The following is a 26,500-nucleotide window of genomic DNA, read 5'->3' on the forward strand; positions in this document are numbered from 1 at the left end:
CCGTTACTGGCTGGCCCAGCCTATTGTGCGGCGGCCACGCCGTTGCGTCGGATCACCTCGGCGTACCACCGGGCGCTGGACTTGGGGATTCGCGCCTGGCTGTCGTAGTCGACGTAGACCATGCCGAAGCGCTTCGTGTACCCCCAGGCCCACTCGAAGTTGTCCATCAGCGACCAGGCGAAGTAGCCGTGCAGCGGCACCCCGGCGCTGATCGCGGCGTGGGCGGCCCGCAGGTGCGCGTCGAAGTACGCCAGCCGGTCCGGGTCGTCGACCCGGCCGTCGATCACCGCGTCGACGAACGCCGAGCCGTTCTCGGTGACGTAGAGCGGCAGGTCGGTGTAATCCCGGTGCACCCGCTCCAGGGTCTCCACCAGGCCCGGGGCGTCGATCTCCCAGTCCATGTCGGTCACTTTGACACCCCGGGTGACGAACCGGACGTCCTGGCTGCCCGGCCAGCACGACGGCGCCCGCCAGTACGCCTCGGGCTCGGCGCTCTCGGCCGGCCCGGCGACCACGTACCGGCTGTAGTAGTTGACCCCGACCATGTCCAGCGGGGTCGAGATGATCGCCAGGTCGCCCTCGCGGACGTGCCCGAAGTCGGTGATCTGGCGCAGGTCGGCCTGCAGGTCCGCCGGGTAGGCGCCGCGCAGCACCGGGTCCAGGAAGAACCGGTTGGCCAGGCCGTCGATGCGGCGGGCCGCGTCGACGTCCGCCGGCGAGTCGGTGGCCGGGGTGACCGGGTAGAGGTTGACCGTGATGCCGAGCTGGGACTGCGGCCGGGCGGCCCGCAGCGCCTGCACGGCCAGCCCGTGGCCGAGCATCAGGTGGTGCCCGGCCCGGACGGCGTCCGCTCCGTCGGAGCGGCCGGGCGCGTGCACGCCGGAGCCGTAGCCGAGGAACGCCGAGCACCACGGCTCGTTCAGGGTGGTGAAGTACCGCACCCGGTCGCCGAGGGCGTCCGCGATCAGCCCCGCGTAGTCGGCGAACCGGGCGGCGGTGTCCCGGGCCGGCCAGCCGCCGGCGTCCTCGAGCGGCTGGGGCAGGTCCCAGTGGTAGAGCGTCAGCCACGGCTCGATGCCGTGGGCCAGCAGCTCGTCGACCAGCCGCCGGTAGAAGTCCATCCCCTCCTGGTTGGCCGGCCCGGTGCCGCCGGGCTGCACCCGCGGCCAGGAGACCGAGAAGCGGTACGACTTCAGCCCCAGCTCGGCCATCAGCCGCACGTCCGAGGGCATCCGGTGGTAGTGGTCGCACGCCACGTCGCCGGTGTGCCCGGCCACCGTCCGGCCCTCGGTGTGGCTGAAGGTGTCCCAGATCGACGGGGTACGGCCACCCTCGGCCGCCGCGCCCTCGATCTGGTACGCGGCGGTGGCCGCGCCCCAGAGGAAGCCGGGCGGGAAGGTGAGCTCCGACCCCCCGTCGAGGACGCCGAGGGTGGGCGGGCTGGCTGGGTTGCTCACGACTTGACGGCGCCTTCCATGATGCCGCCGATGATCTGACGGCCGAAGATAACGAACACGACGAACAGGGGCAGGGTCGCGATCAACGTACCGGCGAAGATCTGCGAGTTGTCGGCGAAGTAGGCGGTGTTCAGGCTGCGCAGGGAGATCTGGACGGTCGGGTTGGCCGGGTCGGCCAGCACCACGAACGGCCAGAAGAACTGGTTCCACTGTTCCATGAAGGTGAGCAGGCCGAGCACGGCGGCGGCGGGGCGCAGCGCGGGCACCACCACGTGCCAGTACACCTTCCAGGTCGAGCAGCCGTCCACCCGGGCGGCTTCGATCAACTCGTTCGGTACCGCCTGTTCGGCGTACTGGCGCATCATGAAGATCCCGAAGCCGCCGATGAGGAACGGCACGGTCACCGAGGGCATGGTGTTCAGCCACTCGAGCTTCGCCATCAGGATGTAGAGCGGGAGCACGCCGAGCTGGATCGGCACCATCATCGAGGCCAGGATGATCAGCAGCAGCGCGTTCTTGCCCCGGAAGCGCAGCTTGGCGAAGGCGAAGCCGGCCAGCGAGCCGAAGAACACCGTGGCCACCGTGATGGTCCCGGAGACCAGGAACGAGTTCGTCAGGCCCTTGACGATGTTGGCGTCACCGTTGTCGAGCACCCGCTGGATGTTCTCGCCGAGCTTGCCGCCGGGCAGGAACGGCGGCGGCCAGGAGTTCGCCGCGTCGTTGGTGCGCGAGGCGATCACGATCATCCAGTAGAACGGGAACAGCGACAGGAGCACGCCGAGGACCAGGCCGAACCAGGTGAGCGGGCTGGCCTTCCAGAGCCGCTCGGCCTGGCGGCTGGCGGGGGCCGGCGCCGCCGGACGGGCGGGCGGGCGGAGCGTGGTGGTCGTCATCTCGTCACCTCACTTGTCGGAGCTGATGCGGCGGGCGAGCAGGTAGTTCACCAGCGACATCAGCGCGATCAGCACGAAGAGCACGAGCGCGACCGCGCCGGCGTAACCCCACCGGAAACGCTGGTTCATCACGTCGAGCAGGTACATCGTGATGGTCTGGAACTGGCCCTCCGAGCCGCCGGAGAGGCCACCCGAGCCGCTGGTGAACAGCAGCGGCTCGGTGAAGAGCTGCAACCCGCCGATGGTGGAGATGATCAGGGTGAAGATGATCGTCGGACGCAGCTGCGGGACGGTGATCGACCAGAACTGCCGGCGGCGGGTGGCGCCGTCCAGCGCCGCCGCCTCGTACATGTCCTTGCTGATGGACTGCATGGCGGCCAGGTAGATCAGGGCGTTGTAGCCGACCCAGCGCCAGTCGACCATGGTCGAGATGGCGAACCAGGAGGCGTAGCGGTTCGCCCGCCAGTCGATCGGGTCGAGCCCGATGCCGTCGAGGAGCCAGTTGACCAGGCCGAATTCCTTGGCGTAGATCATCGAGAAGATCAGCGCCACCACGGCGGTCGAGGTGATGATCGGCATGGCGATGGCCATCCGGAAGAACGTCTGCGCCCGCAGCCGCCGGTTGAGCGCGTTCGCCAGCAGCAGCGCCAGCATCAGCTGGGGCACCGTGGAGAGCAGGAACATGCCGAACGTGTTGACCACCGCGTTCCAGAACTGCGGGTCGTCGGTGAGCAGTTCGACGAAGTTGTCCATACCGACGAAGGAGATCGTCGGGTTCAGCGGCGAGCGGTCGGTCAGCGCGATCCACACCGTGTACACGATGGGGTAGGCGCTGAACACCGCGAAGATCACGAAGAACGGCAGGACGTACAGGTACGGCGAGTACCGCAGGTCCAGCCGGGTGAACGAGACGCGGCGGGGCTGTGCGTGGCGGGCGGCGCGGTTGCGGTCGGGCGGCGCCGAGCGGTGCAGATCGAGGCTCATGGGAGGTCCTTCTCCTCGGCCGGGGTCACCGGCCCACAAACGGGCGACACCGGAAGTGGGCACCGCAGGTGGCGCCGACCTCCTTGCGGGGTCGACGCCACCCACGGATGGCCGGACCGGGTCACTTACCGGCGGCCGCACCGTTCTTCTGTGCCGCCTGCCACTGCTCCTCGGCAGTCTTGCCCTGCTCCACCGCACGGAGGCTGTTCTCCACCGCGGTGCGGACCGCGTTGTTCTTCGGGCCGAGGTAGACCGGCTTCAGCTCGCTGGCGCCGGTGGCGAAGATCTTGCCGACCGGGGCCTTGCTGAAGTAGTCGTTGGTCGAGTCGGCCACGGCCGGGTCCGCGAGCGCCTGCGGCGAGGACGGCAGGTTGCCGACCTTCTTGAACGCCTCGATCTGCCCCTTCGCGCTGGTCAGGAACTTGGCCAGCTCGACGGCCTCCTTCTGGTGCTTGCTCGACTTCGGCACCGCCAGGAACGAGCCACCCCAGTTGCCGCCGTTGCCGGGAGCCTTGGCGATGTCCCACTTGCCGGCCGCGCCGTCACCGGCCTGGCCCTTGATGACACCGGTCATCCACGCCGGGCAGGCGATGGTGGCGAAGGTGCCGTTCTTGAAGCCGGCGTTCCACTCGTTGGAGAACGACTGGAGGTTGTTCGACAGACCCGCCGCGATCATCTTGGTGGTCATGTCGTACGCGGCCTTGATGTCCGGGTTCTCGCCGATGACCAGCTTGTTGCTCTTGTCGTAGTAGGTGTAGCCGGTGTTCGCGCCCGCGATCTGCATGAGCACGACGTTGTAGAAGTTGGTCGCCGAGTCGACGAACTTGTGCTTCTTGTCGGCCGCGGCGAAGCGCTGGCCGGTGGCGATGAACTGGTCCCAGGTCGGCCAGAGCGCCCCGACCTGCTCGCGGTCGGTAGGCAGCCCGGCGGCCTTGAACAGGTCGCTGCGGTAGCACAGCGCCATCGAGCCGACGTCGGTGCCGAGGCCCAGCACCTTGCCGTCGGGGGTGCTGCCCTGCTCCCACTTCCACGGCAGGAAGTTGCCCTTGAGCTCGTTCGCACCCTGGTCCGCGAGGTTCACGAACTTGTCGGCCTGGGCGTAGAACTGGACGATGGTGCCCTCCTCCAGGGCCACCACGTCGCCCGCGCCGGAGCCGGCGGTGATCTGCTGGGTCAGGCGGGTGTTGTAGTCGCCGAGGCCCAGACCCTTGCCGCGCTCCTGGATCTTGACGTTCGGGTGGTCGGCTTCGTACTGCTTGTAGAGCTCTTCGTAGCCGAAGCCCTGGTCGCCGAAGACGTCGACGACCAGGGTGACCGGGCCGTCGCTCTTGCTGTCGCTGCCCGACGAATCGTCGCCACAGGCGGTGGCGGCGACGAGCACCGCGGCGGACGCGACCGCGATGGCCGCGAGCCGACGGCGGCGGATTGGGACGCTCATCTTCAGACCCCTCTTTCGATGGTGAGGCGATATCTGTGTGGTGGGGGGTGCTTTCGCGTGCTTTCGCCGCTGGCGGCCCGGCGGGCTGTCCGCGGCGACCCGGGGAGCGGGCAGGAGTGAGATCCACGCCACTCCCGGGAGCGCTCCCATGAGATTGCCGGCAGGTATCGGGGGTGTCAATAGACCGATGGGAGCGTTCCCAGATCGTTACCGCGCCGACCTGGTGGCCTGGGCGGCGACGGTCAGCAGAAGCGGCGCAGCAGGGTGGTGGCGCGGGCCGCGTCGAAGGCGGTCGGGTCGAAATCCGCGCCGGCCCAGTCCCGCATCAACCACCGCTGCGGATGCTCGGCGTCGGCGAGGGCGGCCAGCAGGACCGCGTACCCGGCCGGGCCGCCGACCCCCTCCGGCGGGCAGGCCCGCTCCCCCGCCAGGCAGGACGGGTAGCGCTCGTCCGGGTCGGCGGTGCAGACGTCCTCGACCACCAGGTCGTGCTCCCACCAGTCACCGAAGTCGTAGAGGTAACGGAACCGGCTGCCCTTGCCGACCACCGCGTCCAGCCGGACGTCCAGCTCGTCGCGGACCGGAAGCTCGCCGTCCGGGTCGGGCTCGCCGTACTGCCGGCCGTCGATCTCGAACGAGTGCAGGCGGCAGTCCCGCCAGCCCATCGCGTGCTGCACCACCCGGTGCAGCCGGTCCAGCGTGTACCCGCCGGGGACCAGCACCCGCCGCCACACCGGCGGCCGGACCCCGACCAGGGACACCTGGAGCTGGAAGATCTGACGCGGCATGTCTGTCCCATCCTCCTCGGCATAGGCTGCCAGCATGATCTGCCGAGCGTGCCGGGAGCGGCGGCACGACGACTGTCCAGGCCGGAAGTGGTGCGACTGCCAGCACCGTACCCCCGAACCCACCCCGCCGGTCACCGGTCCGGCCGGCGAATGACCGCCGGGACGGCCCCCGTCGCGCGGGTCTGGCCGGCGCCCGCGACCGGGCCGCTGACCGACCCGGAACTGGCCGCCCTCTACGGCCGCGCCACCCGCCCCCACCTGCGGGTCAACTTCGTCGCCAGCGCCGACGGCGCGGTCACCGTGGACGGCTACTCCGCCGGGCTCTCCGGCGAGCCGGACAAGCGGGTCTTCGGCCTGCTGCGGATGCTCTGCGACGGCCTGGTGGTGGCCGCCGGCACGCTGCGCCACGAGGGCTACCGGGCGCTCCGGTTGAGCGAGCCGCGCCGGGCCTGGCGTGCCGAGCGGGGACTCGCCGGGTACCCGACCCTGGTCGTGGTCTCCGGGTCGCTGGACCTGGACCCGGCCCAGGCGTGCTTCGCCGACGCACCGGTCCGGCCGCTGGTGCTCACCCACGCCGCCGCCGAGCCGCCGCCCGGGCTGACCGACGTGGCCGACCTCGTCCGCTGTGGCGCGGAGCGGGTCGACCTGGCCGCCGGCCTGACCGAACTGCGCCGGCGCGGGCTCGGCCAGCTGCTCTGCGAGGGCGGGCCGCACCTGTTCGGCGCGCTCACCGCCGCCGACCTGGTGGACGAGCTATGCCTGACCGTCGCGCCGCTGCTCGCCGGCGCCGGCCCCGGCCGGATCACCGCCGGGGCCGGCAGCGCGCCGCGGCACCTGCCGCTGCGCCACGTGCTCTCCGCCGGGGACGGGGTGCTGATGCTGCGCTACGCCCGCGACCCCGGCGAGGCGCCGCCGGCCGGGGCCGCCCCGGCCGCCTGACCGGGCCCGGCCCGCACCGCGCGTCGCGCCGGGGGGGTCAGCGGGCCGGCGGCAGGGAGTCCGGCAGCCCGAACGCCCCGAACGGCACGGTGCCCACGAACGAGGTGATCCCGGCGATCCGATCACCCCGCAGCGTCAGCACGTCGACCGACCACGGCAGGTACCGGCCGGCCCCGCCCCGGCGCAGGTAGCCGGCGACCGCGAGCTGGCCGTTCGCGCCGGTCGGCAGGTGCCGCCAGCTGCCGCAGGGGCCCAGCGGCGCCGACCGGGCGAAGTCCAGCACGGCCGCGACGCCCCGGTACCAGTGCGGCATCGGCGGCATCGACCAGGTGACGTCCTCGGTGAGCAGGGCGACGAGAGCCTCCGCGTCACCGTTCTCCAGCGCGGTGGCATAGCCGGTGACGACCTCGCGCAGCCGGACGTCGTCCAGCATCCGGAGGGTGCGCTGCTGGGTCGCGGCCGGCACCCGCTCGGCCAGCACCCGGCGCGCCCGGGCGAGCGCCGAGTTCACCGACGTGGTCGAGGCGCCCAGCATGGCGCCGATCTCCGCCGCGGAGTAGCCCAGGACGTCGAAGAGCAGCAGCGCCGCCCGCTGGTTGCCCGGCAGGTGCTGCACCGCGGCCACGAAGGCCAGCTCGACCGCCTCACGCTGCTCGTACCGTGCGCCCGGGGCGACGGGGCCGGACGCGAGGCGGCTGTCCGGGTACGGACCGAGCCAGGCGACGTCGTGCACCGGGCGGCTCCCCGGCACGGCGCTGTCGCTGGCCGGGCCGAGGTCGACCGGCAGCGCCCGGCGGGCCCGGCCGGCGATGGCGTCGAGGCACACCCGGGTCGCCACGGTGTAGAGCCACGAGCGCAGCGAGCCGTGTCCGGCGAAGCTCGGCAGCCCGCGCCACGCCCGCAGCAGGGCGTCCTGGAGCGCGTCGTCGGCGTCGTGGACCGAGCCGAGCATCCGGTAGCAGTGGGCGTGCAGCTCCCGGCGCAGCGGCGCGACCAGCGCCGTGAAGTCGGCCTCGTCGACCGGGGCCCGGTCGGGCGAGCCGGCGGTGGCCGGGGTACGGACGCTCACGACCGACGATTCTGCCGCAGCGCCGGAGTCAGGAAGGTGAACGGCTCGCCCGTCACGACCCTGGAGGACCCGATGAGCAGCATGTCCACCGCGCCCGTCACCACCGGCACCCTGGCGGTGCCCGACGGGCGGTTGTACTACGAGGTGCGCGGCCGGGGCCCGCTCGTGGCCCTGGTCGCCGCCCCCATGGACGCCGACGCCTTCGCGCCGCTGGCCGACCTGCTGGCCACGGAGCACACCGTGCTGACCACCGACCCGCGCGGAATCCGCCGCAGCGTCCTGCACGACCCGCACCAGGACTCCACCCCCGAACTGCGCGCCGACGACGTCGCCCGGCTCCTCGCCCACGTCGACGCGGGTCCGGCCGCCGTGCTCGGGTCCAGCGGCGGCGCGGTGACCGTCCTGGCGCTGGCCCAGGCGGGTTCCGCGCTGGTGCACACGGTCGTCGCGCACGAACCGCCGCTGCTCGGCCTGCTGCCCGACCGGGCGGACCTGCTGGCCGGCGAGGACGACATGATCGCCACCTACCGCGCCGGCGACCGGCTCGGCGCCGGGCGGAAGTTCCTCGCCAACGCGAACATCCAGCTGCCCGAGGAGGTGGTGCTGGGCATGTTCGGCGGTGAGCCGGACCCGCAGGCGGCGGCCGACGAGCACTTCCAGTACCTGCACATGATCGCCGGGACCACCCGCTTCCGGCCCGACGTCGACGCCCTGCGCGCCGGCCCGACCCGGGTCGTCGTCGGTCTCGGCGAGCGCTCCACCGGCGAGGTCTGCGACCGCGCCTCCCGGGCGCTCGCGGCGGCGCTGGGCACATCGCCGACGATGTTCCCGGGCGGGCACATCGGCTTCGTCCAGGACCCCCCGGCCTTCGCCGCCCGGCTGCGCCAGGTGCTCGCCGGCTGACCCTGCCGACACGGCGACGGCGACGGCGACGGCGGGCGCGGGACGCCGGGGTGGCGTGCCCGCGCCCGCCGTGGCAGGTCGCGCCGGCCCGGCGCCGACGGGGAGGAGTCCGCCGACGCCGGGCCGGGCGGATCAGTTGACCGAGACGGCCGACCAGGCGGCGGCCACGGTCCGGTACTCGGTGCTGGTGCTGCCGTACAGGTCGGCGGCGGCCGACAGGGTGGCGGTGCGGGCGCCGGCGTAGTTGGTCCGCGAGGTCATGTAGCGGGTGAGCGCGCGGTACCAGATGGCGCCGGCCTTGGCGTTGCCGATACCGGTCACGGTGCTGCCGTCGCACGTCGGGCTGTTGCCGTACGAGGAGGAGCCGCTGCCCACGGCGAGCAGGTAGAAGAAGTGGTTCGCCACGCCGGAGGAGTAGTGCACGTCCCGCCGGCCCACGGAGCTGCTCCAGCAGTCGGCGGAGGCGCCGTCCTTGGAGGGCTTGTCCATGTACCGCAGCGGCACGCCGCTGCTGCGCAGCTTCTCGCCGATCAGGTAGTCGCCCGGGTCCTTGACGTTGTTGGCGGAGAACTCGACCAGGGTGCCGAAGATGTCGCTGGTGGCCTCGTTGAGACCGCCCGACTCGCCGCTGTAGCGCAGGCCGGCGGTGTTGCTGGTGACGCCGTGGCTCATCTCGTGACCGGCCACGTCCAGCGACGTCAGCGGGTACCAGCCCGAGCCGCCGTCACCGTAGGTCATGCAGAAGCAGGAGTCCTGCCAGAACGCGTTGGCGTAGTTGCTGCTGTAGTGCACCCGGCTGTACGCGGCGACGCCGTCGTTGCGGATGCCGGTGCGGCCGTGCACGTTCTTGTAGTAGTCCCAGGTCACCTGGGCGCCGTAGGCGGCGTCCGCGGCGGCGGTCTGCCGGTTGGCCAGGGTGCCGTCACCGAACACGTTCGAGGCGCTGGCCACCAGCGTGCCGGTGCCGCTGGTGCCGCCGTTCAGGTCGTACGTCCGGTGCCCGCCCCGGCTCGCGTCGGTGAGCTGGTAGGTGCTGCCGGAGAGGGTGCTGCCCACGGTGACCGTGCCGGAGTGGAAGGTGTTACCGGTGCCCTCGCGCTGCACGCCCTCCCACGAGTCGCGGACCGCGCCGGTGCCGGCGTCGACCAGCACGTGCAGCTCGCTCGGCGTGCCGTCGGCGTACGCGCCACCCACCACGACCTCGTAGGCGAGGGCGGTGCCGGTGGTGTCGGCGTCGTACACGAGTTGGCTGCCGTCGACCCGGCGGGTCGCGGCGGTGGAGACGGCGAGCGCGGAGCGGCCGGCGGCGGCCGCGCTGACCCGGGCCTTGGCCCCCCGCCGGGGGACGGCGGCGAGGTTCTGGTCGGCACCCCGCCAGGTGTTGCCCCGGCCCAGGTGCACCACGGTGTCGCCGCCCAGGACCGGCAGGCCGTCGGCGTAGCGGTTGAGCCGGACGTGCTCCGTGCCGTCGGCGTCGGTGGTGACGTTCCGGAGGGTGAACGTCTGGCCGCTGGCGACGAGCGCGCTGCCGGAGTGGGCCTTGAGTTGTGCCACCGCGCGGGTGAACGCGTCGGTGGACACGGGGGCGGCGGAGGCCGTGGCGGGGAGGCCGCCGGCGGCGGCCAGCAGCGCGGCGGTGGCCAGCCCGCCGATGAGGGTGGTACGACGCATGAAGCTCCTACCTTCGTTCGGACTGCCGATCGGGGGGGGGTACCGACGGCCTTGATCCGCCCGCCTCCGGGCACGGCGGATCAGCCGGGCCTGGCAGGGTTGACCAGGCACGACGGCGCACCACGGATCGATGGAGGAAAGATCCTCGATGCGTTGAAGCACATTCTTGCCGCATCCCGCCCTTGTCTGTCACGACCTCCGGCCAGATTTGTGCGCGGATTTTCCGGCCGGTCGACCACGACGCGACCGGGCCGCGCTGCCGGCGGCGGCTCGCCGAACCGCCACCCGGCCAGCCCTCAGGGCCGTAACCTCGGGGAATGCGTCATCCGGGTGCCGGCCCGGCCGGGGACGGTCGGCCGCTGCTCGCCGCCGGCCCGCTGGTCGGCTCGGGACTGGTCGACATGCTGGCGGCCTACGCCGACACCACCGCCGGGCCGTTCCTGGTGCTGACCCGTAGCGGCGTCCACCAGTTCGACGCCGCCGCCTGAGCCTGGCTGGACCTGGCGATGGCGCGCTGGTCGCGTTGGTCCGGCCCGACGACGCTCAGCGCGGCTGGCAGATCCGGCCGCTGAACGCCGGGTCGCCCTCCCGGCCGGCCGCCCACACCGGGTTGAGCATCAGCGGCAGCGGCGGCGCCTGCCAGGCGGCGCCGAGCCGTTGGAGCAGGCGGTACTCCCGCCGGGGCGCGTCGATCTGGTCGCCGGCGAGGAAGTCGACCACCCGGTCCTCGGCGACCTGCCGGCCGATGATCCCGCTGTGGAACGTGGGCAGCTGGAAGACCGGGACCTGGCTGTACTCCCCGGGCGGCGCCTCGGCCGCGCTGACCGTGGGCAGGAAGGCGACCGTCCGCACCCCGGCCACCGGGCAGAGCGTCCGGTTGCGGTAGAAGGGGGCGTTCACCAGGATCGAACGGACGAACGGCTCGTCCGGATCGTCCTTCACCTCCCGCCCGAGATTGGCCAGCCAGAAGATCCCGCGCAGCTCCCAGCCGGCCGCCACGCCCCAACCGCTGTAGCCCGGCGGCGGATAGTAGGCGCGGCCGGGCTGTACGAGCGGGCTGATCAGGATCGCCGCCTCCACCGGGGACGGCTTCGGCCACTTGTCCAGGTAGGTCCGGGCCACCATGGCGCCCTCGCTGAAGCCGAGCAGGCCCACCGGCCGGCCGGTGCGCCGGTGCAGCGCGTCGACCTGCGCGGCGAGCAGGACCGCGCTGGTGTCCAGCGACCGGTGGGTGTCCTGCGGCTGGTACGGCCGGGGCCGGCCCCGCGCGTCGAGGCCGGCGTACGAGAAGCGCTCCACCCGCGGGTCGACCGGCTCCCGGCCGGTCCAGTGCGAGTCGTGCCCGGCGATCGCGATGACGGCGTGCGGCACCCGGTCGGGCAGCCGCTCGGTGACCACCGGGGGCGCCCACTCCTCCGGCGGACCGGTCGCCGTGGCGACCACCGACTGGGCGCCCACCGCGGCGGCCATGGTGAGCACGATCGCCACCGGGGCGACCGGCGCCCGGGCCCAGCGGACCCGGGCGGGCACCACGGCCGCCGCCACGGTGCGCCGCCAGAGCAGGCCGTTGACCAGCCCGGCGAGCCCGGCCACCACGACCCCCCACCAGCCCGGCACGCTGGTGATCACCGCACCGGCGACGGTGAGCACCGCGAAGTTGAGCATCGTCCAGCCGGCCAGTTCGATCGTGGGCAGGCCGCGCCACCAGGCGCCGACCACCCCGGCGCGTTGCAGGAACGGGGCGAGCACCAGCATCGGCGCCAGCGAGGCGAACAGGTAGAGCGAGAGCGCCACGGCCGCGAAGGCGACCGAGATCGCGGCCCACGGCGAGATGATCACCAGGGCGAGCGCGGCGACCTCGATGTTCCGCCGCAGCAGCCAGCCGAACGTGGGGCGGGGCACGTGCGCCGGCCAGGCCAGCGCGGTCAGCGCGGCCGACATCAGGCCCCGGAGGACGACCAGCGCGAGCAGCCCGAGCAGGAACGCCGACCACGAGTTGTGGTAGACCAGCAACCAGCGCAGGTCGTGGAACGAGTCGTACGGCCAGACCGCGGTGACCTGGGGCGCGAGGCCGCGCGCGCCGTTGAACCCGATGGTCACCAGCGCCGCCTCCTGGAGCAGCGGCGGCACGGCGGCGAGGAGCAGCAGCATGCCCAACCGGCTACGGGTCACCTCCACCGCCGCTCCTCGCGCCGTCGCTCCTCCGGCCACTTGCAGGATCTCGCGGACCGGCGTCCGGCGGTGCCGGAACGGCGGAGCCGGCCGGTACGCAGAGTCAGCGCGGGGCGGCGCAGCGCAGGCGTCGCGGAGTCGCGGCGTGGCCTCCGCCGCGTCGCGTGGCAACCTGTCGCATCCCTCGGGCAGGATGCACCACGTGCCCCGCCACCGAGACGACCAGCCGACCGGAGTCCGCCGATGACCGACGACCTGCTCGACGGCCCCGGCGACGGGGTCGGCCGGGTGCTCGGCACCGCCGACGCCACCCCGCTCACCTTCTGGACGGCCGTCGCCCCCGGCAGCTACCTGCAACTCGACGACGTGGTGGTCACCCGCCGCGAGCTGCCCGACCGGGAGCCGGTGACGATCGCCGGGGTGGTCACCCAGGTGCGGGCCCGGCACGAGGGCGCCCAGTTCGACTCCGACGTCTTCGCCATCGCCGACGGCACCCTGCCGGCGCAGGTCCAGGAGGCCGCCGAGATCACCACCACCCGGGTCGACCCCGAGTTCTACGTGCCGCCCACCCCCGGGGCGGTGGTGCACCGGGCCGAGGGCGAGGCCCGGGCCCGGGCCCTGCACTTCGACCGGATGGAACGGCGCATCCCGATGGGGATGGGGCGTGACGGCGTGCCGGTCTACCTCAACGCCGACTTCCTCGACGGCACCCGGGGCGCGCACATCTCCATCTCCGGCATCTCCGGGGTGGCCACCAAGACCAGCTTCGCCACCTTCCTGCTCTACTCGGTGTTCCGCTCCGGCGTGCTCGGCGGCGACGCGGTCAACGCCAAGGCGCTGATCTTCAACGTCAAGGGCGAGGACCTGCTCTTCCTCGACCACCCGAACACCCGGCTCGACGACCCGACCCGGGCGGCGTACGCGAAGCTGGGCCTGGACGCCGGCGCGTTCCCCGACGTGCGGGTGTACGCCCCGCCCCGGGTCGGCGACTCCTCCGGCACGCCGGACGTGAGCAGCCGGCTCACCGGCGTGGACAGCTTCTACTGGACGCTGAGCGAGTTCTGCGCCGACCGGCTGCTGCCGTACGTCTTCGCCGACGCCGACGACGAGCGGCAGCAGTACACGATGGTGGTCCACTCGGTCGCCGCCCACCTGGCCCGGTACGCCCAGCCCGCCGACGGCGGGGTGAGCATCGACGGGGTCCGGCTCGGCTCCTACGCCGATCTGGTCGACCACATCGTCGAGCAGCTCAACGACGACGAGACCCGCGGCGACTGGGCCGGCAGCGCGGTCGGCCTCGGCACGGTCAACGCGTTCGCCCGCCGGCTGATCGGCAGCAAGAAGGACCTGGGCCGGCTGATCCGGGGTGATCTGGCCACCCGCCGCCCACACAGCATCAACACCGCGGAGAGCGCCCAGGTCACCGTGGTCGACCTGCACAACCTCCCGGACCGGGCGCAGCGGTTCGTGGTCGGCGTGACGCTCAAGAGCGAGTTCGAGCGCAAGGAGAAGGCCGGCACCGCCAAGCCGCTGCTCTTCGTCGTCCTCGACGAGCTGAACAAGTACGCCCCACGCGAGGGCTCCTCCCCGATCAAGGAGGTGCTGCTCGACATCGCCGAGCGGGGCCGCTCGCTCGGGGTGATCCTGGTCGGCGCGCAGCAGACCGCCAGCGAGGTGGAGCGGCGGATCGTGACCAACTCGGCGATCCGGGTGGTCGGCCGGCTCGACCCCGCCGAGGCGTCCCGCCCGGAATACGGTTTCCTCCCGCCCGCCCAGCGCCAGCGCGCCCTGCTGGCCAAGCCGGGCACCATGTTCGTCAACCAGCCGGACATCCCGGTGCCGCTCTGCCTGGAGTTCCCCTTCCCGGCCTGGGCCACCCGGGTGTCCGAGGCCGGCCGGGCGCCGTCGGAGACGCTGCGTTCGATCACCCAGGCGGCCGACCCGTTCGCGGTGGTGGGCTCCGGCACCGCCGACGACGACATCCCGTTCTGAGGTGAGCCGAGCATGAAGATCCTGCACACCTCCGACTGGCACGTCGGCAAGGTGCTCAAGGGGCAGTCCCGGGCCGACGAGCACAAGCAGGTGCTCGCCCAGGTCATCGAGATCGCCCACGCCGAGCGGCCCGACCTGGTCATCGTCGCCGGCGACCTGTACGACACCGCCGCGCCCTCCCCGGAGGCGACCCGCCTGGTCACCCGGGCGCTGACCGCGCTGCGGCGGACCGGGGCCGACGTGGTGGCGATCGGCGGCAACCACGACAACGGCCCGGCGCTGGACGCGCTGCGCCCCTGGGCCGAGGCGGCCGGCATCACCCTGCGCGGCAGCGTCCGCGACAGCCCCGCCGAGCACGTCATCGACGGCGTCACCCGGGACGGGGAGCGCTGGCGGCTGGCCGCGCTGCCCTTCCTCTCCCAGCGGTACGCGGTGCGGGCCGTCGAAATGTACGAGCTGACCGCCGCCGAGGCCAACCAGACGTACGCCGACCACCTGGGCCGGGTCCTCGACCGGCTCGCCGAGGGCTTCGACGAGCCGGACCGGGTGCACCTGGTCACCGCCCACCTGACCGTGGTCGGCGCGAGCACCGGCGGCGGCGAGCGGGACGCGCACACCGTCCTCGGCTACGCGGTGCCGGCGACCGTCTTCCCGGGCACCGCCCACTACGTGGCGCTGGGCCACCTGCACCGCTCGCAGCGGGTGATCGGCCCCTGCCCGATCCGCTACAGCGGCAGCCCGCTGGCGATCGACTTCGGCGAGCAGGAGAACGTCGGCTCGGTCACCGTCGTCGAGGTGACCGCCACGACCGCCGCGCAGATCCGTGAGGTGCCGGTGCCCGGCGCGGTCCCGCTGCGTACGGTCCGCGGCACCCTCGCCCAGCTCGCCGAGGTCGACGTCCCGGACGGCTGGCTGCGGGTCTACGTCCGGGAGCAGCCCCGGGCCGGGCTGCGCGAGGAGGTGCAGGAGCTGCTCCCCCGGGCGCTGGAGATCCGGATCGACCCGGAGCTGGCGCCCGCCCCCGGCAGCGGCACCCGCACCGCCCAGCGGGCCGGGCGTTCCCCGAGCCAGCTCTTCGCCGACTACCTCGGCAGCCGGGGGCACGCCGACGACGGCGTCCAGGAGCTCTTCGACGCGCTGCTCGAGGAGGTGGAGCACTGATGCGGCCGATCCGGCTGGACATGGCGGGCTTCACCGTCTTCCGCGAGGAGACCACCGTCGACTTCACCGACGCGGACTTCTTCGCCCTGGTCGGGCCCACCGGCTCGGGCAAGTCCACGGTGCTCGACGCGATCTGCTTCGCCCTGTACGGCACCGTGCCCCGCTGGGGCGGCGCCCGGGGTCTGGCCAACGCCCTCGCGCCGTCGGCCACCGAGGCCCGGGTGCGGCTGGTCTTCGAGTCCGCCAACGACCGGTACGTGGCCACCCGGGTGGTCCGGCGCGACGGCCGGGGCGCGGTGAAGACCGCCAACGCGGGGCTCCAGCTCATGCCGCCCGGGTTCGACGTCACCAAGCTCGACACCGGGCTCAGCCCGGAGGACCTCGGCGAGGTGGTGGCCGGCACGCCGGCCGAGATGGAGCGGGCCGTGCTGGAGGCGGTCGGGCTGCCGTACGAGCAGTTCACCAGCTGCGTGGTGCTGCCGCAGGGCCAGTTCGCCGACTTCCTGCACGCCAAGCCGGCCACCCGGCAGCAGATCCTGGTCAACCTGCTCGGGCTGGGCATCTACGAGGACGTGCAGAAGCGGGCCACCGAACGCGCCGGGCAGGCCGAGGCGAAGCTGGCGGCGGTCGACAAGATGCTCGGCGGGCTCGCCGACGTCGACGACGCGGCCCTGGCCGACGCCGGGCAGCGGGTCACCCGGATGCGGGAGCTGGCCGGGGCGGTCGCGGCGGCCGTACCGGAGCTGGAGCAGGCCCGGGCCACGGCGGGCGAGCGGGCGGCGGCGCTCGCGGCGCTCGACGCCGAGCTGACCGTGCTGGCCGGGGTCCGGCCGCCGGACGGGATCGCCGAGCTGGCCCGGGCGGTGGCCGCCGCGCGCGCCGCGGCCGACGAGGCCGCGACGGCGGTCGGTCTCGCCGAGGAGCGGGAGGAGAAGCTGCGCGGCGAGCTGGCCGGGGCCGGCGACGAGAGCGCGCTGCGGCTGCTGCTCAAGGCGCACACCGACCGGGAGAAGCTGACCGGTGAGCTGAGCACCGTCCGCGCGGCGGTCGACGCCGCGCAGGTCGAGCACGACCGGGCGGCCGCGGCGCTGGCCGAGGCGCGGGCGGCCGCGGAGCGGGCCGAGGTCGAGCTGGAGGCGGCGTTCCGGGCGCACGAGGAGGCCAAGGCCACCGACCAGGCGGTGGCGCTGCGGGCACACCTGGTCGACGGCGCCGCCTGCCCGGTCTGCGAGCAGGTGGTCCCCCGGGTGCCGGCGGTGCCGCGGGGCTCGGCGGTGACCCGGGCGATCGCGGCCGGCAAGGCGGCCCGGGCGGCCAGCGACGCGGCGAAGCGGGTGGTGCAGGAGCGCGACACCGCCGCCCGCGAGCTGGACCGGGTGCTGCTGCGCGCCCGCACCGAGCACGACCAGCTCCAGGCCCGGCTGACCGAGCTGGACGGGCAGCTCGCCGGGGCGGCCACCGCGGAGACGCTGCGGGCGGCGCTGGCCGAGCACGCCCGGTTGCGCCGCGCCCTGGAGGAGGCGGCCGGCGCGGTGCGGGCCGGCCGGGATGCCGCACGCCGGGCCCGGGGCGCGCTGGACGGGGCGGAGGAGCGGCTGCGCCGCGCCTGGCGGGACTTCGACGCCACCCGGGACGGACTGGCCCGGCTCGGCCCCCCGGCCACCGACCGGGACGACGTCGCCGCCGCCTGGACCGCCCTCGCCGGCTGGGCCGGCGAGCAGGCCGACCGGCGGCGGGGCGAGCGGGAAGGGCTGGTCGGGGCGGTTGCCGCCGCGCGGGCGGCGGCGGGCGAGGTCGAGACCCGGATCGCCGGGTTGTTCACCGCCGCCGGCCTGGACGCGACGGACGACCCGCGGCGCGACGCCGCGGTGGCGGTGGAGCGGGCCGAGGCGGAGCTGCGCCGGCTGGCGGAACGCCGGGAGCAGGCCGCCGAGCTGCGGGAGCAGCGGGCCGGGCACGAGCGGGAGGCCCGGGTGGCCCGGGCCCTCGCGGGGCACCTGCGGGCCAACAACTTCGAGCGCTGGTTGCTGGCCGAGGCGCTGGACCTGCTGGTCGACGGGGCATCGGGGATCCTGCGGGAACTCTCCGTCGGCCAGTACGACCTGGTGCACGACAAGGGCGAGTTCTTCGTCGTCGACCACCACGACGCCGGGCTGCGCCGGGGCGTCCGCACCCTCTCCGGCGGGGAGACGTTCCAGGCCTCGCTGGCGCTGGCCCTGGCGCTGTCCGAGCAGCTCGCCGGGATGTCCACCACGGCGGCGAGCCTGGAGTCGATCGTCCTCGACGAGGGCTTCGGCACGCTCGACGCGGCCACCCTGGACACCGTGGCGGCCACGCTGGAGAATCTGGCGGCCCGGGGCGACCGGATGGTCGGCGTGGTCACCCACGTGCCGGCCCTCGCCGAACGGATCCCGGTCCGCTTCGAGGTCCGCAAGGACGCCCGTACCGCCCGGGTCGAACGGACCGGCCGGTGAGCGGGCGGCGCGGCCGCGGTACCGGACGGAAGGCGGGCACCATGAGGAGCGCCGGGTGACGCGACCGGCCGGGCCGGGGGCCCGGTTCTTCGTCGACGCGTGGGACCCGGCGTACGGGACCTCGTTCGAGGCGGCCGGCGCGGGTGGGCCGGCGGCGCCCAGCAGCGCCCAGGTCGACGCCGACGTCGAGGTGCCGGCCGCCGACTGGCGGGCGATCGACGCCCGGCGGGACGTGGCCGCCCCGGACGTGGTGCTGCTGGTCGACGGGGTGCGCCGGATCGACGCCAGCGTCTGGACGGCCGAGGAGGACGGCGGCTCCTTCCCGGGCATCGCCGCCTCGTACGCGGCCGGCGTGGTCCGCTGCGACCTGGAGCGCGGCGCGGCCGACCTGGCCGGGGCGCGGGTGGGCCGGGGTCTCTTCACCGCCAGCCCGTCCGCGCAGGACGTGGTGGCCGGGCGGATCCACTACCCGGTGCACCGGGTCGGCGGCACCGGCGAGCTGAGCAAGCTGCCGGCCGCCGTGCAGGCGCCGCTGACCGCGCTGGAGGTGGCGGTCTCGGACGCCGCCCGGGCCGACGGTGACCTGCTCGTGGTGGACGGTCCGCTGCGCAGCCGCCGGCAGTTGCCGCGCACGCTGGGCTACGTGAAGACCCAGCACAGCCAGTACCTGGACGCCCGGCTCAACGCCGTGGTCACCGGCCTGGCCCCGGGTCAGCGCTGTCCGGTGTTCCGGTTGGGCACCGCGTGGGGCGGCTACTCCTGGTATCTGCGGCTGCCCGGTTCGGGTGGGGCGCCCTGGGCGGGGATCGTCCGGGTCGAGTGCTCCACCGAGCTGACCGAGGCGGAGGCGATCGAGCTGGCCGACCTGTCGCTGGTCACCCTGCCCCGGTTCGCCTCCACCCCGTACAAGGACCCGCGGGCCCCGCAGAACCTGATCCCCATCGCCGGCCTGGAGCGCCGGCTGCGCTCGATGCTCGGCGACGCCCGCCTGCTGCACCGGGTGCTCACCGCGGCGGCCCGGGGGGTTCGGCGCTGATGGGCCGCCGCCGTGGCACCGACCGGGTGGTCGAGCCGGTGGACACCGGCCAGGCCGAACTGGTGCCGGATCCGGACCGGCCGGGCTCGTGGACGCTGCTGCTCGACGGCGCGCCGCAGTCGCACGTGGACCTCACCGACCCGACCCACCTGGAGTTCGAGTACGTCCGGCGGCTGGCCGCCGCGATCGACCTGCTCGCCCCGGCCGGTGCGGCGCTGCGCGTGCTGCACCTGGGCGGCGGCGCGCTCACCCTGCCCCGATACGTCCAGGCCACCCGTCCCGGCTCGACGCAACGGGTGTCCGAGGTGGACGGCGCGCTGGTGGAACTGGTCCGCCGGGTGCTGCCCTGGCCGGCCGACCCCCGGCTGCGGGTACGGGTGACCGACGCCCGGGCCACCCTCACCGCCACCCGGGAGGCCAGCTACGACCTGGTGGTCGCCGACGTCTTCGCCGGCGCCCGCACCCCGGCGCACCTGACCTCGGCCGAGTACGCCGCCGAGGTGGCCCGGGTGCTCCGGCCCGGCGGCAGCTACCTGGCCAACATCGCCGACGGCCCGCCGCTGCGGCACGCCCGCGCCCAGGTCGCCACGGTGCGTACCGTGCTCCCCGAGGCCTGCCTGGTCGGCGACGCGGCGGTGCTGCGCGGCCGGCGGTACGGCAACCTGGTGCTGGTGGCGTCGCGGGTCGCGCCCCCCGTGCCGGAGCTGACCCGGCGGGCGGCCGGCGACTGGTTTCCCGGCCGGGTGCTGGCCGGCGCGGAGCTGGACCGGTTCGCCGGGGGCGCGCCGGTGGTCCGGGACGCGGACGCCACGGACTCCACCCCGCCGCCGCCCGGAATTTTTTCCGTGCGTCGTTGATCCGCTCGGCGCGGCGGTGCGTACCACCGGGCGGCCATGCCCGTGGGGGGCCGGCTGATGTCAGTGGACACCGGAGGTCTGCATGCATGCGGTGGCGGCCGGATGGCACGGCGACGTGGCGACGCCCCAGTGGATGTTCGCCCGGGCGCAGCCCCAGTCGCGCGCGTCGAGGTCCGGCCGGGGGGTCGACGCGCGGCCCACGGATGGCCAGAATGACCCGGTGACGCCGCGACCGGCGCCCGGGCGCCACCAGGCGACCTCCACTGAGGCCAGTCATTCCGACCAGCTGATCCGGCTGTTGTACGCCGAGCACGCCGGGCCGCTGCTGATGTTCGTGATGCGGCTGACCGGCGGGGACCGGCAGCGCGCCGAGGACATCGTGCAGGAGACCCTGCTGCGCGCCTGGCGCAACGCCCACCGGCTGGGCATCCAGGGTCAGGGTTCGCTGCGCCCGTGGCTGGTCACGGTGGCCCGCCGGATCGCCATCGACGAGCATCGCAGCGAGCAGGCCCGGCCGGCCGAGACGTACGACCGGGACCTGACCGCGTTCGCCGAGGCGGACAGCACCGACCGGGTGTTGCGCACGATGACCGTGGCGGACGCGCTGCGTACGCTGAGCCAGTCGCACCGGGAGATCCTGGTGGCCACGTACTTCCGGGGGCGCACCGTGCCCGAGGCCGCGGAGGAGCTGGGCCTGCCGCTCGGCACCGCGAAGTCGCGGGTCTACTACGCGCTGCGCGCGCTGCGCACGGCTCTGCAGGAGAGGGGGGTGACGGAATGAGCCGGGCTGACCACATGGACGTCGCGGCGTACGCGCTCGGCGTGCTGGACCCGCAGGACGCGGAGCGGTTCGAGGAGCACCTCGCCGGCTGCTGGGCGTGCGCGGCGGAGTTGGAGACGATGGTCCCGGTGGTGGGGCTGCTCGCCGGCATCGACGGCGAGAGCATGGCCGCGCTGGAGCAGACGCACACCGATCCGGCGCTGCTGGACCGCACGCTGCACGCCGTGCGGCTGGACCGCCGACGTAACCGGATGCGGCAGCTCCTGGTGGCGGCGGCGGCCGTGGTGGTGGTCGGCGGCCTGACCGGGATCGGCTTCGCGGGCATCCTCGGCGACAACGGTTCCGGGGCGCCGCTGGCGGAGCCGACGGCGACGGTCGCGGTGACCCCGCCGAGCAGCGTGCCGGCCGATCCGAACGATCCGAACGTGGGCGGCAACGAGCAGGACGGCGAGAAGCACAACGCGGTCGATCCGAGCACCGGCGTGACCACCACCATGTGGCTGACCGAGCGGGACTTCGGCACGCGGATCGACTTCCAGCTCACCCGGCTGCCCGGGCCGCGCACCTGCCGGCTGGTGGTGGTCCGGAAGAACAACACCAGCGAGGCCCTCTCCACCTGGTCGGTGCCGGGGGGCGGCTACGGCACGAGCACCAACCAGCCGGCCCTGCAACTGAGCGCGTCCACCTCGGCCGGCCGGGACGACATCGCGAAGATCCAGGTGCAGTCGGTCGACGTCAACGGCGTGGCGACCCCGCTGGTGACGATCGCCGATCTCTGACCGCCGGATGCCGGCGCCGGGCAGCGACACCGCCCGGCGCCGGTTCGGCGTGCCCGGGCGGCGTGGGCCCGATGCGCTCCAGCACGCGCCGCCGGCCGGAACGGTTCAACGGATCCACTGTGAAATGGAGCACCCTTCGCTCTTCAACCTTGACAGCGCGCCGCCCGTACTACCCGGTGAACTGCCAAGCATGAGGAGGGCACGTGGCACACGTGAAGCGGACGACCGTCATCGTGGCGGGCGCGATGATCGCACTAACGGCCTGCGCCCCGGCGGGCTACAACGGGGCGAACTCGGGCGCGGCCGAGCCGGTCGCCGTCGCGGCGGCCGAGCCCACCGCGAGCGCCGAGCCGGAGGCCGACCAGGCCGCCGCACCCAAGGCCGACGTGCAGCTCACCGACCAGCTGGTCGGCAAGAAGCTGCCCCGGATGGGCAAGGTGGTGACCGACCAGGGCGGCTGGGTGCTCTACCGCTTCGACAAGGACTCCGCCGACCCGCCCCAGTCCAACTGCGTGGACAAGTGCGCCCAGGTGTGGCCGCCCGCGCTGACCGACGGCAACCCGCAGCTGCAGGGCGTCTCGGACGACAAGGTCGGCACGGTCACCCGCCAGGACGGCACCCGGCAGATCACCATCGGGGGCTGGCCGGTCTACCGCTACATCGGCGACAAGAAGCCCGGCCAGTGGAAGGGCCAGGGCGTCGGCGGCACCTGGTTCGTGGTCGACCCCAACGGCAAGAAGAACCTGACCTGCCTGCCCAAGGGCACCCCGAAGGCGGTCGCTCCGCCCGCGTCGGGCGCCTCGTCGGACGGCGGCTCGGGCTACTCGTACTGAGCTCCGCACCCGGACACGGTGGCCGGTCGCAGCCGGGGAGGGCGCGGCCGGCAACCGCCGGCGTGGCAGAGTGACGGGGTGACCGACCCCGCCGCCCGCCGGACGCTGCGCCCCCCGGCCGGCTACCGGCTGGCCGCGTCGGTGCGCGGGCTCACCTTCAGCCCGTACGACCCGTGCGCCCGGATCGCCGCCGGCACGTTCTGGTGGGCCACCCGCACCCCGGCCGGGCCGGCCACCCTGGCGCTGCGGCCCGCCGCCGGCGACCTGGTCGCCGAGGGGTACGGGCCGGGCGCCGAGTGGGTGGTCGACCGGGCCGACGCGGTCGCCGGGCTGCGCGACGACGTGACCGGGTTCGCCGAGCTGGCGGCGACCCACCCGCTGGTGCACCGGCTGGCCCGGGAGCACCACGGGCTGCGGATGCCGGCCACCGGGCTGGTCTTCCCCCGGGTGCTGCGGGCCGTGTTCGAGCAGAAGGTCACCGGCAAGGAGGCCTACCGGGCGTACGCGGCCACGGTCCGGCACTTCGGGGAGCCGGCGCCCGGGCCGCTGCAACCGCTGCTGCTGCCCCCGACCGCCGCGGCCGTGGCGGCCACCCCGTACTGGGTCTTCCACCCGTTCGGGGTGGAGCAGCGCCGCGCCGACACGCTGCGCCGCGCGGCTGCCGTCGCGGACCGGCTGGAACGCTGCGCGGACAGCACCGAGGCCAGCCGCCGGCTCACCGCCATCCCCGGCATCGGGGCGTGGACCGCCGCCGAGGTGGTCCGGATCGCGTACGGGGACCCGGACGCGGTCAGCGTCGGGGACTACCACGTGCCGAACACGGTGGCCTGGGCGCTCGCCGGCGAACCGCGCGGCGACGACACCCGGATGCTGGCGCTGCTGGAGCCGTTCCGGGGCCACCGCGGCCGGGTCTGCCTGCTGCTGGAGGCCGCCGGCATCCAGGCGCCGAAGTACGGCCCGCGCGCCCCGATCCGCTCCTTCGCCCGCTACTGACCGGTCACCGGCCGGCGCAGAGCCGGCGCAGCGTCCGCCCAAGCCACCAGGCGTACGCCCGCTGGAAGCCCCGGGGGACCGGCCCGGCGGCCCGCATGTACCAGTGCGCCGGCCGGCTGAACGCGCTCACCTCGAACCAGGTCCCGTCCGGACCGCGGGTGACCAGGAACGCCTCCTCACCGATCTCCGGATGCCCGGGCAGCGTGCCGTAGCCGAAACCGGCGCGGTCCGGCTCGTCCACGGCCCAGACCACCTCGGTCGGGCCCCAGATCCGCAGCGGGCCCACCCCGAGCCCCGGGGTGACCCGTACCCCCGGTGCGGCGCGCGGCGCGTCGGCGCGCATCACCACGCCGGCGGCGCGGTGCAGCCGCCAGCCGAGCACCGAGTCCGCCGCGGTCGGGAAGCCGCCGTCCGGCAACCGGACCCGGTGGCGCAGATGGTGGTAGCCGGCCGGCAGGCCGCCGTCGCGGGTCGCGCCCACCTCGGGGTACGTCAGATCGGCCACGTCGGCCACCTCCTCGGGCGGGGACACCGCCCAGGGTACGGCCGCGCCGGGCGGATGTGGTGTGCTGACCCGGTGACCGAGGACGTGACCATCGCCCCCGCCGTCGTCGCGGACGCCGGTGAGATCCTCACCGTGCAACGCGCCGCGTACCTGGTGGAGGCGCAGCGCTACCGGGACCTGTTCCTGCCCCCGCTGACCGAGACCCTGGACGAGGTCCGGGCGGCGCTGGCCGGCCCGGACGTGGTGCTGGCCGCCCGGCACGGCGCCCGCCTGGTCGGCTCGGTGCGGGCCCGCCTCGACGGCGACACCGCCCACGTGGGCCGTCTCGCGGTCGCCCCGGACCAGCAGGGCCGCGGCATCGGCGGGCGGCTGCTGACCGCGGTGGAGCGGGCCTGCGCCGGCCGGGTGACGCGGTTCGCGCTGTTCACCGGTGCGGAGAGCGCCGACAACCTCGGCCTGTACGCCCGGCGTGGCTACCGGGTGGTGGCGCACCGGCCGGACGAGAACGGCAACCGGCTGGCGGTGCTGGAGAAAATCAGCCCCGCTCGCACCGACGCCTGAGCCCGTCCGCCTCCTGCCGCAGGTAGCGGCGCATGGTCGAGCCGCCGAACAGCCTGACCAGCCCGGCCAGCGGGCCGGTCTGCGTCAGCACCAACTCGGCCCGGGTCCGTCCGCCACCCAACGGCACCAGCCGGTGCTCGCCCCGGCTGCGCACGCCGGGGCTCGCGGACTCCCAGACGAAGACGTGGGGCGCGTCGATCTCGGTGACCCGCCAGACCGCGGGACGCAGCCGGGGCTGCGTCAGCCGGGCGGTCGAGCCGAGGGCCAGCGGCCCGGGCTCCAGCCGGAGGGCGGCGGTGACCGAGGGGGTCCACTCGGGCCAGCGCTCCACGTCGGTCTGCACCGCCCAGACCTGGTCGACATCGGCGGCGATCTCGACGGACTCGACGAACCGCATGGCGTTTCCTCCCCGTCACCGCGTCGACCCAGGCTACCCCCGCCCCCATCCGCTCCCCACCCTCGTCCCCCGTCCCCGTCCACACTGCCGCCCGCTCCCCCACCCCGGCCGCTCGCCGATCTTGGAGTTGTGGCGCCCGGGATACCCCCTTTGGCACCACTTGCGAGGTGCCACAACTCCAAGATCGACGGTCCCTGCGTCGGGGCGGGGCCAGGCGCCGTGCAGGGCGGGCGAGGCGGGCGGCGGGGCGGGCGGGGTGAGGCGGGGCGGGCGGCGGGGCGACACGAGGCGGGGCGGGGCGGGGTGGCGGGGCGGGGTGAGGTGGGGTGGTCCCGGGGTCAGGCGGCTTCGCGGAGGTCGGCCAGGCCGACCGGGGCGTGCCGGCGCAGCAGCTCCTCCAGCTCGGTGACCGAGGCGACCTCGCCGATGACGTTGGCGCCGCCACCGAACTCGGCGCGGTAGCGGTGCACCAGCCGGTAGCGGTACCGCCCGCGGATCAGTTGCACGCTGACCCGCCAGCGCCCGCAGCACCCGCAGCTCCACTCCGGCACGCGGCGAACGGTAGCTCTGACCTGCGGTTTCATCATCCGGGCGGGGGTGACGAAGGAGCCGCGAGCGGGACACGCCGCCGCGAGCGGGCGGTGATCTGCCTCACGACCGTCGGTGGGGTCTGATTGACTGTCGCGGTGGACCTGCCGATCAATCCGCCGGTCGAGCCGATGCTGGCGAAGAGCGTGCCCCAGCTGCCCACCGGCCCCGGCATGACGTACGAGCCGAAGTGGGACGGCTTCCGCTGCATCGTCTTCCGGGACGGCGACGAGGTCGAGCTGGCCAGTCGGGGCGGCAAGACGATGACGCGCTACTTCCCGGAGGTGGTCGAGCAGGCGCGCCGTCAGCTCCCGCCGCGGTGCGCGGTCGACGGCGAGCTGATCGTGATCCGCCGCGACGGGCCGGGCGGCCAGCCGCGACTCGACTTCGAGCTGCTCGCCCAGCGGATCCACCCGGCCGCCTCCCGGGTGAAGCTGCTCGCCGAGACCACGCCGGCCGACTTCGTCGCCTTCGACCTGCTGGCCCTCGACGACGAGCTGCTGACCGACCGGCCCTATCCGGAGCGCCGGGCGGCGCTGGAGAAGGCGCTGGCCAAGGTCCGCCCGCCGGTGCACGTCACGCAGGTCACCACCGATCCGGAGACCGCCCGGCGCTGGTTCGACGTGTTCGAGGGCGCCGGGCTGGACGGTTTGATCGTCAAGCCGGCCGACCTGCCGTACGAGCCGGGCAAGCGGCTGATGTTCAAGGTCAAGCACGCCCGCACCGCCGACGCGGTGGTGGCCGGCTTCCGCTGGCACAAGTCCGGCCCGGTGGTCGGCTCGCTGCTGCTCGGCCTCTACGACGACGCCGGCGTGCTGCACCACATCGGGGTCAGCTCGTCGTTCACCGCGGCCCGGCGCAAGGAGCTGCTCGACGAGTTGGAGCCGTACCGCGACGCGGGCGGGGACCATCCGTGGGTGCACGGCGACCACGAACGCGGCCAGCGCATCCCAGGCGGGGTGAGCCGGTGGACCGGCACGAAGAACCTGGAGTGGGAGCCGCTGCGCCCGGCGCTGGTGGCCGAGGTCGGTTATGACGCCATGGAGGGCGACCGGTTGCGGCACACCGCCCAGTTCGTCCGCTGGCGGCCGGACCGGGACCCCCGTTCCTGCACCTACGAGCAGCTCGAGCGCCCGATCCGCTACGACGTGGACGAGGTGCTGCGCGGCGACCCGGCGGCGACCGTCGGCGGTGAGGGCGGGCGGGCGTAGCCTGGCCCTCGACACGAT

25 protein-coding genes are annotated in these 26,500 nt (G+C 74.2%); 14 read left to right on the forward strand and 11 right to left on the reverse strand.

The features are described 5' to 3' along the window. Window positions 1-20 precede the first annotated feature (20 nt). The 5 genes from AB0I11_RS06835 to AB0I11_RS06855 form a co-directional block, all read right to left on the reverse strand. Window positions 21-1,457: a GH1 family beta-glucosidase gene (locus tag AB0I11_RS06835; protein ID WP_357314550.1), complete on the reverse strand. Its 1,437-nt coding sequence runs from the start codon at window positions 1,455-1,457 to the stop codon at window positions 21-23. Continuing rightward, on the reverse strand, window positions 1,454-2,350 hold the full coding sequence (locus tag AB0I11_RS06840) for a carbohydrate ABC transporter permease (protein WP_357314551.1): 897 nt from the start codon (window positions 2,348-2,350) through the stop codon (window positions 1,454-1,456). The genes AB0I11_RS06835 and AB0I11_RS06840 overlap by 4 nt, the downstream gene beginning before the upstream one ends. Before the next feature lie 9 nt (window positions 2,351-2,359). Beyond that, the gene (locus tag AB0I11_RS06845) at window positions 2,360-3,334 is read right to left on the reverse strand and encodes a sugar ABC transporter permease (RefSeq protein WP_357314553.1); all 975 of its coding nucleotides are present in this window, start codon (window positions 3,332-3,334) and stop codon (window positions 2,360-2,362) included. Between the two features lie 121 nt (window positions 3,335-3,455). Further along, complete coding sequence (locus tag AB0I11_RS06850) at window positions 3,456-4,772, reverse strand: extracellular solute-binding protein (RefSeq protein ID WP_357314555.1); 1,317 nt, start codon at window positions 4,770-4,772, stop codon at window positions 3,456-3,458. Between the two features lie 242 nt (window positions 4,773-5,014). Then, window positions 5,015-5,560: a plasmid pRiA4b ORF-3 family protein gene (locus AB0I11_RS06855; protein WP_357314557.1), complete on the reverse strand. Its 546-nt coding sequence runs from the start codon at window positions 5,558-5,560 to the stop codon at window positions 5,015-5,017. A 150-nt stretch (window positions 5,561-5,710) separates the two neighbouring features. Between AB0I11_RS06855 and AB0I11_RS06860 the strand changes: the two genes are divergently transcribed. Continuing rightward, window positions 5,711-6,499 (forward strand): pyrimidine reductase family protein, encoded by a 789-nt coding sequence (locus AB0I11_RS06860; RefSeq protein ID WP_357314558.1) that lies wholly within the window; start codon window positions 5,711-5,713, stop codon window positions 6,497-6,499. Window positions 6,500-6,536: 37 nt separating this feature from the next. Here AB0I11_RS06860 and AB0I11_RS06865 read toward each other — a convergent pair whose 3' ends face one another. Continuing rightward, a complete protein-coding gene (locus AB0I11_RS06865; RefSeq protein ID WP_357314560.1) occupies window positions 6,537-7,568 on the reverse strand; it encodes a sigma-70 family RNA polymerase sigma factor in 1,032 nt (343 codons plus the stop codon). Window positions 7,569-7,640: 72 nt separating this feature from the next. Here AB0I11_RS06865 and AB0I11_RS06870 point away from each other — a divergent pair, with 72 nt between their 5' ends. Then, window positions 7,641-8,471 (forward strand): alpha/beta hydrolase, encoded by an 831-nt coding sequence (locus AB0I11_RS06870; RefSeq protein WP_357314562.1) that lies wholly within the window; start codon window positions 7,641-7,643, stop codon window positions 8,469-8,471. A gap of 132 nt (window positions 8,472-8,603) precedes the next feature. Here the strand turns inward: AB0I11_RS06870 and AB0I11_RS06875 are convergent, their stop codons facing one another. After that, the gene (locus tag AB0I11_RS06875) at window positions 8,604-10,142 is read right to left on the reverse strand and encodes a M4 family metallopeptidase (protein ID WP_357314564.1); all 1,539 of its coding nucleotides are present in this window, start codon (window positions 10,140-10,142) and stop codon (window positions 8,604-8,606) included. A gap of 317 nt (window positions 10,143-10,459) precedes the next feature. Here AB0I11_RS06875 and AB0I11_RS06880 point away from each other — a divergent pair, with 317 nt between their 5' ends. Continuing rightward, window positions 10,460-10,630 (forward strand): hypothetical protein, encoded by a 171-nt coding sequence (locus tag AB0I11_RS06880; protein WP_357314566.1) that lies wholly within the window; start codon window positions 10,460-10,462, stop codon window positions 10,628-10,630. Between the two features lie 55 nt (window positions 10,631-10,685). Here the strand turns inward: AB0I11_RS06880 and AB0I11_RS06885 are convergent, their stop codons facing one another. After that, window positions 10,686-12,320 carry a hypothetical protein gene (locus tag AB0I11_RS06885; protein ID WP_357314568.1) on the reverse strand — a complete coding sequence of 545 codons (1,635 nt, stop codon included), beginning with the start codon at window positions 12,318-12,320 and terminating at the stop codon, window positions 10,686-10,688. Between the two features lie 237 nt (window positions 12,321-12,557). Here AB0I11_RS06885 and AB0I11_RS06890 point away from each other — a divergent pair, with 237 nt between their 5' ends. The 9 genes from AB0I11_RS06890 to AB0I11_RS06930 all read left to right on the forward strand — a co-directional run bounded on the left by AB0I11_RS06890 (window position 12,558) and on the right by AB0I11_RS06930 (window position 23,220). Continuing rightward, a complete protein-coding gene (locus AB0I11_RS06890; protein ID WP_357314570.1) occupies window positions 12,558-14,306 on the forward strand; it encodes an ATP-binding protein in 1,749 nt (582 codons plus the stop codon). 12 nt (window positions 14,307-14,318) lie between these two features. Then, a complete protein-coding gene (locus AB0I11_RS06895; protein WP_357314573.1) occupies window positions 14,319-15,467 on the forward strand; it encodes an exonuclease SbcCD subunit D in 1,149 nt (382 codons plus the stop codon). Next, window positions 15,467-17,941, forward strand: a complete 2,475-nt coding sequence (locus AB0I11_RS06900) for an SMC family ATPase (RefSeq protein WP_357314575.1) — start codon at window positions 15,467-15,469, stop codon at window positions 17,939-17,941. Before AB0I11_RS06895 ends, AB0I11_RS06900 begins: the two co-directional genes overlap by 1 nt. Before the next feature lie 55 nt (window positions 17,942-17,996). Next, window positions 17,997-18,977, forward strand: coding sequence for a hypothetical protein (locus AB0I11_RS06905; RefSeq protein ID WP_357314577.1), 981 nt, complete (start codon window positions 17,997-17,999; stop codon window positions 18,975-18,977). Further along, window positions 18,977-19,834: a fused MFS/spermidine synthase gene (locus AB0I11_RS06910; RefSeq protein ID WP_357314579.1), complete on the forward strand. Its 858-nt coding sequence runs from the start codon at window positions 18,977-18,979 to the stop codon at window positions 19,832-19,834. The genes AB0I11_RS06905 and AB0I11_RS06910 overlap by 1 nt, the downstream gene beginning before the upstream one ends. Window positions 19,835-19,916: 82 nt before the next feature. Then, entirely contained in the window at window positions 19,917-20,615 is a 699-nt protein-coding gene (locus tag AB0I11_RS06915; RefSeq protein WP_357314582.1) for a sigma-70 family RNA polymerase sigma factor, read from the forward strand. Then, on the forward strand, window positions 20,612-21,394 hold the full coding sequence (locus AB0I11_RS06920) for a zf-HC2 domain-containing protein (protein ID WP_357314584.1): 783 nt from the start codon (window positions 20,612-20,614) through the stop codon (window positions 21,392-21,394). Before AB0I11_RS06915 ends, AB0I11_RS06920 begins: the two co-directional genes overlap by 4 nt. Window positions 21,395-21,597: 203 nt before the next feature. After that, window positions 21,598-22,227 carry a hypothetical protein gene (locus AB0I11_RS06925; protein ID WP_357314585.1) on the forward strand — a complete coding sequence of 210 codons (630 nt, stop codon included), beginning with the start codon at window positions 21,598-21,600 and terminating at the stop codon, window positions 22,225-22,227. Window positions 22,228-22,305: 78 nt separating this feature from the next. Further along, window positions 22,306-23,220 carry a DNA-3-methyladenine glycosylase 2 family protein gene (locus AB0I11_RS06930; protein WP_357314587.1) on the forward strand — a complete coding sequence of 305 codons (915 nt, stop codon included), beginning with the start codon at window positions 22,306-22,308 and terminating at the stop codon, window positions 23,218-23,220. A gap of 4 nt (window positions 23,221-23,224) precedes the next feature. Here AB0I11_RS06930 and AB0I11_RS06935 read toward each other — a convergent pair whose 3' ends face one another. Continuing rightward, entirely contained in the window at window positions 23,225-23,725 is a 501-nt protein-coding gene (locus AB0I11_RS06935; protein WP_357314590.1) for a DUF1990 domain-containing protein, read from the reverse strand. 54 nt (window positions 23,726-23,779) lie between these two features. Between AB0I11_RS06935 and AB0I11_RS06940 the strand changes: the two genes are divergently transcribed. Further along, on the forward strand, window positions 23,780-24,286 hold the full coding sequence (locus AB0I11_RS06940) for a GNAT family N-acetyltransferase (RefSeq protein ID WP_357314593.1): 507 nt from the start codon (window positions 23,780-23,782) through the stop codon (window positions 24,284-24,286). Here AB0I11_RS06940 and AB0I11_RS06945 read toward each other — a convergent pair. Beyond that, complete coding sequence (locus AB0I11_RS06945) at window positions 24,261-24,683, reverse strand: SRPBCC family protein (protein WP_357314594.1); 423 nt, start codon at window positions 24,681-24,683, stop codon at window positions 24,261-24,263. The two genes, AB0I11_RS06940 and AB0I11_RS06945, sit on opposite strands and share 26 nt — an antisense overlap. Window positions 24,684-25,021: 338 nt before the next feature. Continuing rightward, complete coding sequence (locus AB0I11_RS06950) at window positions 25,022-25,234, reverse strand: hypothetical protein (protein WP_357314596.1); 213 nt, start codon at window positions 25,232-25,234, stop codon at window positions 25,022-25,024. Between the two features lie 135 nt (window positions 25,235-25,369). On the opposite strand from AB0I11_RS06950, the gene AB0I11_RS06955 reads away from it, so the two are divergent. Further along, window positions 25,370-26,482: an ATP-dependent DNA ligase gene (locus tag AB0I11_RS06955; RefSeq protein ID WP_357314600.1), complete on the forward strand. Its 1,113-nt coding sequence runs from the start codon at window positions 25,370-25,372 to the stop codon at window positions 26,480-26,482. Window positions 26,483-26,500: the final 18 nt, after the last annotated feature.

It is taken from the genome of Micromonospora sp. NPDC050495 (genome assembly GCF_040655175.1).
In the GTDB taxonomy this organism is placed as follows: domain Bacteria; phylum Actinomycetota; class Actinomycetes; order Mycobacteriales; family Micromonosporaceae; genus Micromonospora.